Annotated in this window: 10 protein-coding genes and 1 pseudogene; 7 read left to right on the top strand and 4 right to left on the bottom strand. The window is 41.0% G+C overall.

The features are described 5' to 3' along the window. Window positions 1–372: 372 nt before the first annotated feature. Window positions 373–1,743 carry a C4-dicarboxylate transporter DcuC gene (gene dcuC / locus PR834_RS14670; RefSeq protein ID WP_047756434.1) on the bottom strand — a complete coding sequence of 457 codons (1,371 nt, stop codon included), beginning with the start codon at window positions 1,741–1,743 and terminating at the stop codon, window positions 373–375. A 34-nt stretch (window positions 1,744–1,777) separates the two neighbouring features. Beyond that, window positions 1,778–2,953, bottom strand: coding sequence for a cystathionine beta-lyase (gene metC, locus PR834_RS14675; RefSeq protein WP_004264200.1), 1,176 nt, complete (start codon window positions 2,951–2,953; stop codon window positions 1,778–1,780). 391 nt (window positions 2,954–3,344) lie between these two features. On the opposite strand from metC, the gene purB reads away from it, so the two are divergent. After that, the gene (gene purB / locus PR834_RS14680) at window positions 3,345–4,712 is read left to right on the top strand and encodes an adenylosuccinate lyase (protein WP_094961545.1); all 1,368 of its coding nucleotides are present in this window, start codon (window positions 3,345–3,347) and stop codon (window positions 4,710–4,712) included. A 77-nt stretch (window positions 4,713–4,789) separates the two neighbouring features. Then, on the top strand, window positions 4,790–6,169 hold the full coding sequence (locus PR834_RS14685) for an MmgE/PrpD family protein (RefSeq protein ID WP_272536750.1): 1,380 nt from the start codon (window positions 4,790–4,792) through the stop codon (window positions 6,167–6,169). A 60-nt stretch (window positions 6,170–6,229) separates the two neighbouring features. On the opposite strand, the gene PR834_RS14690 is transcribed toward PR834_RS14685, so the two are convergent. Continuing rightward, a complete protein-coding gene (locus PR834_RS14690) occupies window positions 6,230–7,114 on the bottom strand; it encodes a dihydrodipicolinate synthase family protein (protein WP_094961543.1) in 885 nt (294 codons plus the stop codon). Between the two features lie 14 nt (window positions 7,115–7,128). Then, the gene (locus tag PR834_RS14695; RefSeq protein WP_036958742.1) at window positions 7,129–8,019 is read right to left on the bottom strand and encodes a LysR family transcriptional regulator; all 891 of its coding nucleotides are present in this window, start codon (window positions 8,017–8,019) and stop codon (window positions 7,129–7,131) included. Window positions 8,020–8,575: 556 nt separating this feature from the next. Here PR834_RS14695 and hsdR point away from each other — a divergent pair. The 5 genes and pseudogenes from hsdR (at window position 8,576) to PR834_RS14720 (ending at window position 15,692) form a co-directional block, all read left to right on the top strand. Further along, window positions 8,576–11,017: an EcoAI/FtnUII family type I restriction enzme subunit R gene (gene hsdR / locus PR834_RS14700; protein ID WP_110591092.1), complete on the top strand. Its 2,442-nt coding sequence runs from the start codon at window positions 8,576–8,578 to the stop codon at window positions 11,015–11,017. A gap of 71 nt (window positions 11,018–11,088) precedes the next feature. Further along, window positions 11,089–12,561, top strand: a complete 1,473-nt coding sequence (locus PR834_RS14705) for an N-6 DNA methylase (RefSeq protein WP_094961541.1) — start codon at window positions 11,089–11,091, stop codon at window positions 12,559–12,561. Beyond that, on the top strand, window positions 12,561–14,249 hold the full coding sequence (locus tag PR834_RS14710) for a restriction endonuclease subunit S (protein ID WP_272536751.1): 1,689 nt from the start codon (window positions 12,561–12,563) through the stop codon (window positions 14,247–14,249). The genes PR834_RS14705 and PR834_RS14710 overlap by 1 nt, the downstream gene beginning before the upstream one ends. A 10-nt stretch (window positions 14,250–14,259) precedes the next feature. After that, window positions 14,260–14,394 (top strand): annotated as a pseudogene (locus PR834_RS14715) (nuclease); the annotation flags it as partial. Window positions 14,395–14,813: 419 nt separating this feature from the next. After that, on the top strand, window positions 14,814–15,692 hold the full coding sequence (locus tag PR834_RS14720; protein ID WP_112308068.1) for a hypothetical protein: 879 nt from the start codon (window positions 14,814–14,816) through the stop codon (window positions 15,690–15,692). The last annotated feature ends 1 nt before the right edge of the window (window position 15,693 follow it).

Below are 15,693 nucleotides of genomic sequence, written 5' to 3' on the forward strand. Positions count from 1 at the left end.
GGGCAGTGAAATATATCTTAAATAATCAAAAACCGAGTTATTGAGATATTTATTTACATCCGTTTATGAGTTTGAAATGACTTTATCGCGTTAGATTAATTAACTCGCATAGAAAACTAGTCTAATCGTTTGTTTTTTAATGTTATTTTTGATGGGATTAAATGAAGGCGATATTCGGTTATTTTTCACTTATTTTTATCCGGTAAAGTAGACAAAACAAAATATATTACAAAACAATTGGTTACCATCAAACACCATACTATCATTGAGATAGCTTTTGATAAAAGGATGAATAATAGCCCGCTTATCAATAAAAAAATCCCTTAAACCGAAGAGTAACGAAAAGTTTAAGGGATAAATGCGCGAGTCTAATTAGAAGTATAAAAAGTAGAAAGTTACGACAAGGTTAACGATTGCAGCAACTGCCATTGGGATTGCCGTTCGTTTTACTATTTGGAACGGCGAAACCCCTGCAATTCCTGCAATTGCAACAATTGCTGCAGTGATAGGTGACACAGTACGCCCAAAGCTTGTCATAATTTGCATCGGTAAAATGAGTGTCACCACATCCACTTTAAGGAAAGCAGCAATTTTCGGTGTCAATGCAGCAAAAGAGAAGAATGCTGCATTCCCTGAGCCCATCAGGAAAGCCGCGAGTGCAAGGATGGCACTCATAACAATAATCATCGCACCAATACCAAAGCCGGCATCTTGAGCTGCGCTAATTAACGTATCCACCGCCCCACTTTTGAGTAATCCATTTGCGAAAAACTCCCCTGAAACAATCAAAGAAACGACTAAAACAAACTGTTTCCCCATTCCTTCAAAGAACAACATAAAGCTGTCCATGACGGCTTTCGCATCACGTAAACGGACGTATTCAAAAATCAGTGCAATGACGGTACTGATAATCATCGCGGTGGTAACTTCCAACTTAATATATGGGTGTAATAATGGGCTAAACCCGATAATTAGGATCAATGGAATAACTGGTAACAACGCATAAGACAATGGGACTTTATTACCGCCATCTTCTTTAATAGTATCAATTTTGCTCAAGTCAAAAACAAACCCTTCACGCTTATCCCACCAACGCTGAACAAAGAAATGGGTGATTGCCACTGCAATAATAATAGGGATAGTTACGGGTAATTGGTGTTGAACAAAGTAAACAGCGGGTTCAATATCCGCGGTTTTCGCTGCCATAATGACATTACCAGAACCGGGTCCATGGTCGATAAACTGGCAACAACCGATAACCGCTAAAGCAGAGAGTGGACTGATTCCCGAACGAATTAATATAGGGTACATTGTCACCATTAATAACATCCCCAACCCTGCATGGCTTGGAATGAAAATCACCAGAACTTGCGTCACTAGAAATGAAATCACTAATAGCAAATAAGGTGATTTAATGGTCTTTAGCGGCTTTTCAAAAATAGCAAATAATGCGCGACTAGCTCCCACATGCTCCATATAACGGGAGAATCCAGCAATCGCCATTAATGTTAACCCTAAGCCAGCTAATCGAGAGCTCATGATATCAGTAAAAATTTGGAAGATATCAAAGTACTTAAAATGCGTGGTTTTATTTTCTGGTAACAATGAATTAAGATCTAAAGATGCGGTTAGGAGCAACAAAAGTAAGCCCCCTAGCAACAAGACTGGCTGAGGTTTATAACCCCGAGCCAGCAGGTAAACAACCAGCGCTGTAACTAGCGCGGCAATGATTAAACCTGTCATAGAAGAATTCCCCAGTATTGGTGCAGCTTTATTGTTATTGATTTAATGTTGAAAATGCTTGTGTAATATCCGCTATCAAATCATCCACAGACTCCAAGCCAATATGTAAACGAACAAAAGGCCCATGACCTTCGCTCCAATCTGATGCTGTTCTTGCGCCGACTACGTTAGCGGGTAGTGCGAGGCTTTCGAACCCACCCCACGATGCGCCGATACCAAACAGGGCTAGAGCATCAATAAAGTTTTCTGTTTGCTTCGCGGTATATTGTTTTTTGAATTCAATGGTTAATAAGCCATTACTACCTTTGCAGTCACGCTTCCATAAATCATGGCGTGGATGAGATGGCAATTCAGGGAACCAGACTTTTTCCACTTCAGAACGCGTTTCCAGCCATTGCGAAATCGCTAGTGCAGCTTTGCCATGCGCAGCTAATCGCTGCCCTAAAGTACGCATCCCTCGTAAAACTAAGGCAGCATCATCGGGGCTACTGGCTTGACCTAAAGCTTCTGGCAAAGCGCCAATTTGTTTCCACGCTTTTTCTGTCGCAACCATAATTCCCATCATCACATCAGAGTGCCCACAAAGGTATTTTGTCGCTGCAATCACAGAGACATCTGCGCCTAATTCCAACGGGTTATATAGCCATGCTGAACCCCAAGTGTTGTCAACACCCACTGGGATATTTCTTTCATGTGCAATACGGCATATTTCGGGTAAATCCAACATTTCATAAAGTAATGAACCTGGGGATTCAACAAAAATAAGTTGTGTATTACTTTGAATTTTTTGCTCAAAATCTGAAGCATCTGTTTTAAAGAAGCTGTAGGCGATGTTATTTGGTTTTAAAAAAGCATCGGCTATTTTACGTACAGGTTCATAAACAGAATCTGCAAACAATACGTGCCCACCACTGTGTGCATAGCCCATAATAGTGACTGCAATCGCGGCTAGACCCGTAGGAAATAATTGCGCTCTATAGCCCCCTTCTAATTCAGTCACCAGGCTTTCGAGTGCAAATGCGGTTTCTGTACCTCGCGCACCGTAACTTAAAACACGTTCCGTTGCGCGGCGATCGCGAACATCACGCCAGCTTTTAATTGAATCAAAAACAATAGTACTCGCTCTCATTACTGGCGGATTAATTGGTCCTGATGTTGTAATTGGTTGTCGTCCACTATGTATTAATTTTGTATATTTATTTAATGTCATTGTTTATTTCTCCAAATATAGAAATATATTCCCTAGTAATTAAAAGGAAGGTTATTTATTTTTAAAAGTTCGATTTCATATTATGTATATCAAATTACTTTCCTTTTAAAACATGACTTATTTAAAAAGATGATCTTCATCATATAAATGAGCATTAATTAAATTAATGAAAACTTAAGAGAAAATTAAGAATTAAAATCGATATGTAATAAACAATAAATTAAAATATAACAAATTGATTTAAATGGAAAAATAAATACATAAGAAAGTCTTTTATTAACATTAATCTTATTAAGGTGTTTATTTTTATTTTTTATTGCATAAATAAAGCAACTCTCTAACAAATAACCACCTTTTAATTTTCAATATTATTCTTATACAGGGGAATATTATGGGTACCAGTGTTTTTGATTCTGTATTATTAAAAAACTTATGGTCTACAGAAGAAATGCGCGCTATTTTTTCTGATAAGGTCAGAATGCAAAATTGGCTTGATTACGAAGCTGCATTAGCGATTGAACAAGCTGAATTAGGTTTAATTCCAAAGCAAGCCGCAGAGGTCATTGCTGATACGGCAAAACTTGAAAAGTTAGATATGGATTTCATCTTAGAGCAAGTGCGTTTAACTCGTCATCCACTTGTTCCAACCATTCGTGGTTTAGAGCATGCTTGCCCTGAACATTTTGGTGAATATGTCCATTTTGGGCCCACGACACAAGATGTTATGGACACAGGCTTAGTGCTTCAACTAAAAGAGGCTCATAACATTTTTTTACGTGATATCAAAATATTAGGGCGTTCTCTATTATCGTTAAGCGAAAAACATCGCAATACACCAATGCCTGGACGAACCTTAGCCTTACAAGCCCTACCGATTACTTTTGGCCACAAAACTGCTATTTGGTTAACGGAATTAGCACGCCATTATCAACGGTTAAAAGAAATCGAACCTCGCTTATTCGTTGGTAGCGTTGTTGGCGCTGTTGGAACTAAGGCCTCATTGAGCGACAAAGCAGATGAGCTTGAAGTTCGTGTATTAAATCGACTCGGTTTAGGCACCCCTGAGATTTCTTGGCAGCCGGCTCGTGACCGATTTAGTGAATATGGCATGCTGATCGGTTTAATTAGTGGCACATTAGGGAAAATTGCCAATGAAATTTTATTATTAGCCCACAATGAAATTGATGAACTTTCAGAGCCTTTTAGTAAAGGTCAAGTTGGCTCCTCAACGATGCCACACAAGCGTAACCCTGCCATTGTCGAAAATGCGGCCTGTGTCAGTAATACATTGAAAGCTAACCTTTCTGTGCTTACCGACATGATGAAACACCAACACGAAAGAGATGGTGCGATTTGGAAGATGGAATGGAAAGTGATGCCAGAAATGTGCCTGATGCTTTCGGTGATCTTCGATAACATGAAAACTGTATTAGGGGGATTAAACGTACATACCGATAAGATGCGCCAAAATTTAGATATTTTAGGTGGATTTATGCTTGCTGAGCGCGTCATGTTTGCGTTGTCAGACAAAGCGGGTAAACAAACTGCCCATGAAATTGTTTATGAAGCTTCTATGTCTGGCCAAGAAGAAGGCATCACCTTTATTGAGGCCATTAACCGTGACACGCGCATTCGTGACCATATAACGCAAGAAGAACTTGATGCCCTATTAGACCCAACGACCTATGTAGGGAATGCACCTGAACAAGTCACTCGAGTAATAGAACAAACCAAAGCATCCGGTTGGCTTAATGACTAATGCATTTTAGCAAAGTTTAAATCTCTACTTTCTTAAAGCCAGTCAAGTGCTGGCTTTTTCATTCACCAGAGGTATCTATGACATTAAGCCAACAGCTAAGCCAATTTATCACATCCCTATCATTTTCTGATATTCCACCGCAAGTTATTGAACGCGCCAAATATCATTTACTCGATACATTAGGCGTTGCACTTGCCGGAAGCCTCCAACAAAGCGCAACACAATGCCGTAAGGGAGTCGCTTATTTACCTGATCATCAAGGAAAAATTCCAATTTGGGGAAGTAGCCAAACCGTTTCAACTACCACCGCCGCTTTAGCAAATGGTATTTCTGCGCATGTATTAGATTTTGATGATACACACACCGACTCAATCACTCACGGTAGTGCCGTACTTACTCCTATAGCCTTTGCACTCGGTGAACATTTACAGGCGACAACAAAAGAGATCCTGACTGCATGGATTATTGGCTGGGAAGTCGCAGCCAGAGTGGGATTAGCAAGTCATAGCGGGTTTCACCTACGCGGCTTCCACTCTACAGCTATAGCGGGTATTTTTGGTGCGACGGCTTGTGCAGCTTCATTACTCAAATTAACTCGGGAACAAACAGTTAACGCTCTAGGCCTAACAGGAAGCCAAGCCAGTGGTGTTGCTGAATACCTAACCAATAGCTCGTCAGCAAAATGTTTTCATGCGGGATGGGCTGCGCAATCAGGCATTATTGCAGCATGTTTAGCTAAAGGCGGAATGACAGGGCCAGAAACTATTTTTGAAGGACGCTATAGTCTGTACCAAACACATGGTCTCCGTGAAAAGGCACATCCCGAGCAAGTCGCCCAAGACTTAGGTAATGTTTGGCAATTCATGAATGTTTCCATTAAGCCCTACCCTGTTTGCCATTTTGCTCATGCCACCGTCGATTGTGGGAGACGATTATTACAACGAGGAATAACCCTCGATCAAATTGCAAAAGTAGAATGCGTTGTCGATCCCGTTGCAGCGGCCTTAATTTGTGAGCCACCAGAACAAAAATGGGCACCTCAGAGTGCCTATGCAGCGAAATTTAGCCTCCCGTGGTTGTTTGCCGCTGGTTTTATCGAAGACAAATTAACATTAAGTTTGCTCTCTCCCGAAAATTTACAGCGAGCAGATATCCAAAACCTCGCGAAAAAAGTCAGCTATCGTTATCCCACTGAAAATGAAATTCCTTTCCCAACCTATTTTCCCGGCCTAATTTTTGTCACATTAACCCATGGTGAGACAATAACGGAACGATTAGATATCCAATACGGTAACCCACAAAATCCAATGTCTTTGGGGGATATTGTGAGCAAATTCTATGACAATGCAGGGCTGGTAATGAAAAATGAACAAGCTGCGCAGCTTGCTAAAAGTGTATTATCTTTTGAAGCGAAAACTATATCGACTATCACACAGCTATTGCGTGTTGGTCTTTAATAAGACCGACTAACGAATAGAAGCCCACACTGAATGGGCTTCTATTTTTCCTTCCTCTTATTATTCATTTAACTGAGCAATAATTTGCTGTAAATGAGCAATAGCAACATCATTGAGAGGTTCTTGTGGAAGGATCGGGTCACCAACATTAAACCCTTGAATGTTTAAAGATGCTTTAATACATGACGCTAATGCATATTGCGTAAAAGCTTCGTTGATTTGCCACATTTCTTTCTGTTTTGCTAACGCTGTATCCCAATCCCCTCTAGTGGCCAACTCATACAGTTCAACACACTGTTTTGGCAACACACAGGCAGGACCCGCCATCCAGCCCACACCACCTAATTTAATGACTAATAAAGGAATATGAGCTGAGGCACTAAAAATTTTAACCCGCTCACCGAAGGTGTTGAGCATCGTTAATAACCTTCCAGTATTACTCGATGCATCTTTAACATATTCGATATTAGGGATATAGCTTAATTCATTCAAAAGAGAAATAGACAGTACATCCCCCAGCAAACCAGGGTTGGTATAGACCGTCATGGATTTTTCAGGAAAAGACTCCGCTATTGTTTGGAAATAACCCAATTGGGCTTTATCACTCAGAGGGTACATTTTTTGCGATATCAGCACCATGCCATCCACACCTAAATTGGCATACTGTTCCGCTTGAAAACATGCATCTGACGTTGAGAAACTGGCAACCCCCGCTAATACAGGTACTCGCCCCGCAGCTTGATCAACTGTAATGCGAACCACCTCATTTCGTAATTCCTGTGACAAATATGCGTATTCACCAGTGCTCCCTAATGGGCTCAATCCGTGAACTCCGCTCGAAATGAGGTGCTCAATTAGGTGACGAAGAGATGATTCAAGAACAGTACCTTTAGTTTGATCGACTGGTGAAACAAGATAAGGAAAAATACCGTGAAAATGGGTCATAATTATTCCTAATTTTAGTTGTTATGGGAGATAACGGCTGTTTGTTCATTTTTTAATGAGTTAAAAAGAATTTGTGCGGCTTTGGTTGGGCTTTTTGAGTTGAGATACAGGTTATATCGAATTGCCGGAAGTACTGGTAGCCCTTCATCCTCACCGAGTATGCGTAAATCCTCCCCTGAAAGCTCAATTGAGCGAGCCATAATACCCAATCCCGCCCTAACCGCAGCGCGTGCTCCAGATAGTGTTGTCGCCATATAAGCAATGCGCCAAGGTATTTGCTGTTGTTCGAGGTGATTGATCATCATCTCGCGATAAGTACTCGGCTCATCTAACACAACTAATGGCAGCGGCTGCTCTAAGTTAAAACTAAAATGTTTCCCGCAATACCATAGTGAAGGGGAAACACGTAAGACAATTTTAGGGTAGCCAACATGCTCCTCGGTTGAGATCGCCAAATCGAGTTCATTATCCTCTAACATTGACATAAGAAATGGGCTGCGTTTGACAATAATATCCATGATTAAATTTGGATAAGCTCCTGAAAATCTGGCTAATAAATCAGGCAATATAGTATTCGCAGTGTCATCTGGCGAACCAATTTTTAATACTCCGTCAATTTCTTCATAAACTAGTGATAAACATGCCTCATCATTAAGACGTAAAATACGGCGGGCATAGCTCAATAGTTGTGTACCAGAGTCCGTCAATGCTTTATTTCTGCCCTGCCGGACAAATAACTCCTTGCCAATGAGTGACTCCAGCCGTTGCATTTGTTGACTCACCGCTGATTGCGTTCGGCAAACAGATTCTGCGGCGGCGGCAAAAGTTGCACCATCAACAACCGCAATAAAAGTGCGAAGTAAATCAAGCTCTAAATTAAAAATAGGACGTTTAGCAGCTGGCATTTTAGTTATCTCTTTTCTTAAGGTGTGTGGTGTCATCCAACAAAAGTGTTTAATTTACATACTAAGAAGAAAGCCTTAAATAATCTATGTTAGAGCTCAATAGTTTGGCTCTAAATTGTAGCGACTTAATAATAAATTTGACTACCTGAATATCCGCCATAATATGATTAATAAAGTAGCTACAGATGGAAAGACATAACAAATGGTTATTTATAGGCGATTCTCCTCAAAAGAGTTTGCCATCAGATAAACTTAGTCAGTAATTTCATTCGGTATCCCCAATTTCAAAAGTCACTGATTGATTTTGTGTGCAGTGTCGTGACTACTTCAAACTCAATCAAAAATGTTGCCCGAACTGCCAAAAGGGGATTTTGTGTATTGCTGCGAAGAATGTTACAGAGGAACATCGGCTTAAAATAGAAGAGTGATTTGCATATAAACAATTTAAATATTAATGGATTTTAATAATTATAATGCTATTCATTTTATAACCTAACTCACCCCTATATTCTGTGTATAATTAAGCACTAATCCCAATTTTGTTGAGAGAGCTGCTATGGCTGGTATGAATAAAACTCATCTGACTGAAACAGACATCATCACTAAATTTATCCTCCCTGCAATTAAAGATGCGGGTTGGAACTTGATGTCGCAGATCCGCCAAGAAGTCAAACTTCGCGATGGTAAAGTCGTTGTGCGTGGTAAGCTAGCAGCACGGTTGACAGTGAAATCAGCCGACATAGTGCTCTACCATAAGCCGGGGTTACCACTTGCAGTCATAGAAGCTAAAGCGAATAAACACGAGATGGGAAAAGGGATGCAGCAAGGGCTAGATTACGCGCGCCTACTCGATGTCCCTTTTATTTTTGCTTCTAATGGTGATGGTTTTATCTTCCACGACAAAACAAATCCTGCGCAGCTTGAATCCGAAATTACACTCGACGATTTTCCAACACCTGAACAGCTTTGGACTAAATACTGTATTTGGAAAGGTTTTACCGCTGAACAATTGCCTGTCATCAGCCAAGACTATTACGATGACAGTAGCGGCAAATCCCCTCGTTATTACCAGCTACAAGCCATTAATAAAACTGTAGAAGCCGTTTCTGCTGGGCAAAAACGTGTATTACTCGTAATGGCGACGGGTACTGGCAAAACCTATACCGCATTTCAAATTATTTGGCGCTTATGGAAAGCTAAAAATAAAAAACGCATTCTGTTTCTTGCAGACCGCAATATCCTTGTCGACCAAACTAAAAATAACGACTTCCAACCTTTTGGCAGCGCAATGGCAAAGGTGACAGGTAGAACAATTGACCCAGCTTATGAAATTCAATTGGCACTCTACCAAGCAATTACAGGCCCAGAAGAACACCAAAAAGCCTTTAAGCAAGTTGCTCCCGATTTCTTTGATTTGATTGTTATCGACGAGTGCCACCGCGGTAGTGCATCGGAAAACAGCGCATGGCGAGAAATTCTTGAATACTTCAGCAGTGCGACCCAAATTGGCTTAACTGCAACACCAAAAGAAACCGATGACGTTTCCAGCACCGATTACTTTGGCGACCCCGTTTATACTTATTCACTTAAAGAAGGTATTGAAGACGGTTTCCTTGCACCATACAAAGTCGTTCGAGTCGATATCGATGTCGACTTACAAGGTTGGCGCCCCACTAAAGGCCAAGTTGATAAACAAGGCCAACTGATTGATGACCGAATTTATAACCAAAAAGACTTTGACCGCACTATGGTGATTGATGAGCGTACCCAATTGGTCGCACAAACCATCACTGACTACCTAAAACGCACTAATCCTATGGATAAAACCATCGTTTTTTGTAACGATGTTGACCACGCTGAACGTATGCGCCGTGCGTTGGTAAACCTAAACCCAGAACAAGTGCGAATAAATGAAAAATACGTGATGAAAATCACTGGCGATGACGACATCGGTAAGGCGCAACTCGATAATTTCATCAACCCGAAAAAGCCTTACCCAGTGATTGCAACCACCTCAGAACTGATGAGTACGGGTGTGGATGCGCAGACCTGCAAACTAGTCGTGCTAGATCAAAACATTCAATCCATGACCAAATTTAAGCAGATCATCGGGCGTGGAACACGTATTAACGAGAAGTTCGATAAACTCTGGTTCACCATTCTCGATTTCAAAAAAGCCACCGAACTGTTTGCAGATGAGCGCTTTGATGGCGTGCCTGAAAAAGTGATCCGCACAACACCTAAAGATATTTCCGATCCTGAATCGGATTTCAATGAAATACTCGAAGGTGAAACGTCAGAAAGCGAAACGTTAGATAACGACGTATTTATGGGCGCAGAAGAATCATCCGCTCACTATGGCGCCACATCAGAAAGTGCCAATGGTGCTTTCGAAGAGTGCGAAGAAAACAGAATTCGCAAATATCATGTCAACGGCGTCACCGTAAAAGTGCTAGCAAAACGCGTCCAATATTACGATGCCGATGGCAAATTAGTCACCGAATCCTTTCAGGACTACACCCGTAAAACGCTACTCAAAGATAAAGACTTTGCCTCTCTTGATAACTTCATTCGAAAATGGCACTCTGCCGAGCGCAAACAGGTTATCATTGATGAACTTCAGCAGCTTGGTGTGCTTTGGGAAGTGTTAGCAGAAGAAGTGGGTAAAGACCTTGACCCATTCGATCTCCTTTGCCATGTAGTTTATGGTCAACCGCCCCTGACGCGTAAAGAACGGGCTGACAACGTGCGTAAACGTAATTACTTCACCAAATATTCAGAACCTGCACAGCATGTACTCAATACCTTGCTGGATAAATACGCGGATGAAGGTGTGCAGGAAATCGAAGATATTCAGGTGCTAAAACTAAAACCGTTCGACAGCCTAGGCCGTCCGCTAGAAATCATCAAAAGTAGTTTTGGAAATAAACAAGCATACGAGCAAGCCGTCAATGAGCTGGAAGACCAAATTTATCAGTTACCACCTCGCCAGGCCTAATAACCCATATTATTTTACCACCGTGAGCCACCCGCTCCCGGTGGCTTCATTTTTACCAATGGAATACAAACATGTCGATTAGCTCAGTCATTAAATCCTTACAAGACATCATGCGCAAAGATGCAGGTGTAGACGGTGATGCTCAACGCCTTGGGCAACTGTCTTGGCTATTATTTCTGAAAATATTTGATACTCAGGAAGAAGAGCTTGAACTCGAGCAAGACGACTACCAACTCCCTATTAACTCGCGTTACTTGTGGCGTACTTGGGCGGCAAACAGCGAGGGAATCACAGGGGATGAACTGCTCGAATTCGTTAATGACGATTTATTCCCTGCTTTAAAAAACCTGACCGCGCCTATCGATAAAAACCCTCGGGGCTTTGTGGTGAAACAAGCGTTTAGCGATGCCTATAACTACATGAAAAATGGTACGCTCTTACGCCAAGTCATCAATAAGCTGAATGAAATCGACTTCAGCAACAGCACCGAACGCCACTTATTCGGTGATATCTATGAACAAATTCTACGCGACTTACAAAGCGCAGGTAACGCAGGTGAGTTCTATACTCCACGTGCGGTCACTCGCTTTATGGTCAACCGTATTGACCCGAGATTGGGTGAATCGATTATGGACCCAGCGTGTGGTACTGGCGGCTTCCTTGCCTGTGCGTTCGACCATGTGAAAGAGCATTATGTTAAGACAACTGAAGATCATAAAACGCTACAACAGCAGATCTTTGGTGTTGAAAAAAAACAGCTCCCACATTTGCTGTGCACCACGAATATGCTACTGCATGGTATTGAAATTCCGGTACAAATTCGTCATGACAATACATTAAACAAGCCTCTATCCGCTTGGGATGAGCAATTCGACGTCATTATTACCAACCCGCCATTTGGCGGCACTGAAGAAGATGGGATCGAGAAAAACTTCCCAGCAGAAATGCAGACCCGCGAAACCGCTGACCTATTCCTGCAATTGATCATTGAAGTGCTGTCCGATAAAGGCCGTGCAGCCGTAGTTCTGCCAGATGGCACACTGTTTGGTGAAGGCGTCAAAACCAAAATCAAAAAACTGCTGACCGAAGAGTGCAACTTACACACCATTGTTCGTTTGCCAAATGGTGTATTTAACCCATATACCGGAATCAAAACCAATATTCTCTTCTTCACCAAAGGCCAGCCAACCAAAGAAATCTGGTTCTACGAACACCCCTACCCTGAGGGAGTTAAAAACTATAGCAAAACCAAACCGATGAAGTTTGAAGAATTCCAAACAGAAATCGACTGGTGGGGCAATGAAGCCGATGGCTTTGCAAGCCGTGAAGAAAACAATCAAGCGTGGAAAGTCAGCATTGATGAAATCATTGCCCGTAATTTTAACCTCGATATCAAAAATCCGTATCAAGGTGAAACGATCAGCCACGATCCCAACGAATTACTGGCGCAGTACCAAGCACAACAAGCTGAAATCAGTAAACTGCGTCATCAGTTACGCGATATTCTCGGTGCTGCATTGACTGGCAATAAGGAAACAAACTGATGACCGTTGAGAAACTGATTACCGACCATATCGATATTTGGTCTTCTGCGCTACAAACTCGCTCCACCGCAGGACGTGGCAGCAGCGGTAAAATTGATCTTTATGGTATTAAGAAACTGCGTGAGCTGATCTTAGAACTGGCAGTACGTGGTAAATTAGTACCGCAAGACCCAAATGATGAACCTGCTTCTGAGTTACTAAAACGTATTGAGAAAGAAAGAGAGGGATTAGTTAAGAGTCGGAAAATTAGGAAATCTAAAGTACTTGAGCCAGTTGATACCTCAGAATTACCATTTGAATTACCGCGTGGCTGGGAGTGGTGCTATTTAAATGATGTTGGAAATTGGGGGGCTGGAGCTACTCCAAATCGCTCTAATTCAAAATATTATGATGGAAATATTCCATGGTTTAAATCAGGTGAACTCTCCTCTGATTTTATTTCAGAGTCTGAGGAGAAAGTGACAGAACTGGCATTAAAAGAGTGTTCACTCAGAGATAATAAAGTGGGAGATGTTTTAATTGCAATGTATGGCGCAACAATTGGAAAAACATCGATATTAAATGTCCGCGGTACAACTAATCAAGCTGTATGTGCTTGCACTCCATATAGCGGAATCTCAAATGTTTATCTATTAACTTTATTAAAAGCATACAAACGAATATTTATAGGTATGGGGGCTGGTGGGGCTCAACCAAATATATCAAGGGAAAAACTTATTGCTACAGTGATTGCACTGCCACCTAACGCTGAACAGAATAGAATTGTCTATAAGGTTAACGAGCTCATGTCACTCTGTGATCAACTAGAGCAACAATCGCTAACCAGCCTTGATGCCCATCAACAGCTCGTTGAAACCCTGTTAGCGACGCTTACTGATAGCCAAAACGCAAAAGAACTCGCCGAAAACTGGTCACGAATCAATCAGCATTTCGACACGCTGTTTACCACCGAAGCGAGCATCGATGCGCTAAAGCAAACCATTCTGCAACTGGCTGTTATGGGTAAACTAACTGAGCAGGAGAAAGCGTGTACATTAGAGTGCAAGACCTCTCTAATTGATGGGCTTTCTATTTATGATGATATTGATAAAAGAATCCCAAAAACTTGGAGTCTAAGTAAATTAGATAATATATCTTCTGCAATCATTGATTGTCCTCATTCAACACCAAAGTGGGCTGATAAAGGATTCATTTGTGTTAGAACCAATCAAATTAAGCCGGGTTATTTAGAGTTAAATGATTCTCGTTATGTAAGTGAACAAACATATATCGAAAGGATTCAGCGCTTAGAACCATCTTTTAATGATATTCTTTACAGCCGTGAAGGTGGGGTATTAGGTGTTGCGTGCCGAATTCCCGAAGATGTTAAAGTATGTCTTGGACAAAGAATGATGTTAATTCGTTCTGGTGATAAAGTTTTATCTGAGTATCTTGAGATTGTTCTGAACAGTCCATTAATTACAATTTTAGCTCGACAGATGACAACGGGTGGAGCAGCACCAAGAATTAACGTTTCTACTGTAAAAAATTACCTTATTCCTCTTCCCCCGAAAGAAGAACAATATCAAATAATTGCAAGAGTTAAGGAACTATTAAACCTCGGTGATACACTAAAATCCCACCTGCAATCCGCCCAACAAACCCAGCTCCATCTAGCGGATGCACTCACCGACGCAGCATTAAACTAAGGAACAAACGATGTCGATTAATCATGCTATCTGGCGTGTGGGTGATAATCCCCAACCGCTAACGACTAGCAAACTTGCCAGCGAACAACTACTGGAAAAAATGATTTTAAACGACCCAGCCATTCTCTCTGACCAATGGATAATTTAGAACACGTCAAAATTAGAAGTTGATTTAAGACAGCCTCTTGTAGAGCTTTCTATTCAACTCAAACAAAGTGGCTTAATTACAAGAGGGTGAAGAAGAGTAAATCTTAGGTGATAAGGATTTAGACAATTTAGGTTTTGTTAGTTTATGGGGAAACTAGGGGAATTCACATTTCCCTAATATCGTCCCTGATTTGGCGATCAAATTAACTATCCCTCTGCAATAAGCCAATGAAAAATTAAGGCAACCTATTGAATATCATAGATTATATCCCTATTACCTCAGTAGTGTAATCAGGGCTTTTCATGTGTCAGACTGGGTTATCTATTAGGATCCATAATCTCATTTATATTTTCATTGAATACTATCAACACTTCTCATAAACTTAACCTAAGCTAAATTTTAGAAAGGGAACTAACATGGCGTATAAATATGATCCCGTATCAAAAACACTCATTGATGCGGACGCGAAATTTAGCTTCGAAGAGGTACCTAATTATGATGAACTATACTACCAAGCGAATCTCACAAAAATTAGGGGGATCCTGAATAATGAAAAAGACGATGATAATGTCGCAGCTATAATCACCATTGAAGAAGCGGATTATATTTTAAAAAACTTATCGACTCCGACGCCTTTCAAAGATCCCAAAGAAACACTATTTGGTATTGGCGATATAATGTCTTCATTCTCAGGAAATATTTACGAAGCATACAGAGTAGAAAGAATTGTTAACGAGTTTCGTAACTTCAATATCATAGCAACAGAATATATAGGCCCCAATGGGAATACTTATATCCGTCTATCTGGTCATGCGGGAATTAGAACGTTCTTGGACGGAACTCGATATTTAGCAAACAATCCTCGAATTTTATACATGGGCGTAGGAACTCAAGGGGTGAATAATGTATCTGTGGGAGCTGCTCGTTTTTCCATTGTATTCTCAGCAGCTTATCGAGTTGTAGAACTAATATTTAGGGATGAATACACACTAGTTAATTTTTTCGTAAACATAACTATGGATATGGCAAAATTGGCTATTGGCGCACAAATAACAACAGCAGTTACAGGTGGCTTAGTAACTGCTGCATTAACTGGCGGAACAAGTATTATATTAGTGACTTTAGGTGTCTTTTTTATAGGTTTTGTAGTTGTTGGTATTTTGTATTGGCTTGATAGTGAACTAGGAATCAGTGAATCTATAATAAGAGACCTAAAATTTCACCGCCGCGCTAAAGCTGAAACAAGAAGTCCTCAACCTATATTTAATAACTGGAAGGCCCTTAGCCGTGGATAAC

The sequence above is a fragment of the Providencia sp. PROV182 genome (assembly GCF_028480325.1).
GTDB lineage: Bacteria > Pseudomonadota > Gammaproteobacteria > Enterobacterales > Enterobacteriaceae > Providencia > Providencia hangzhouensis.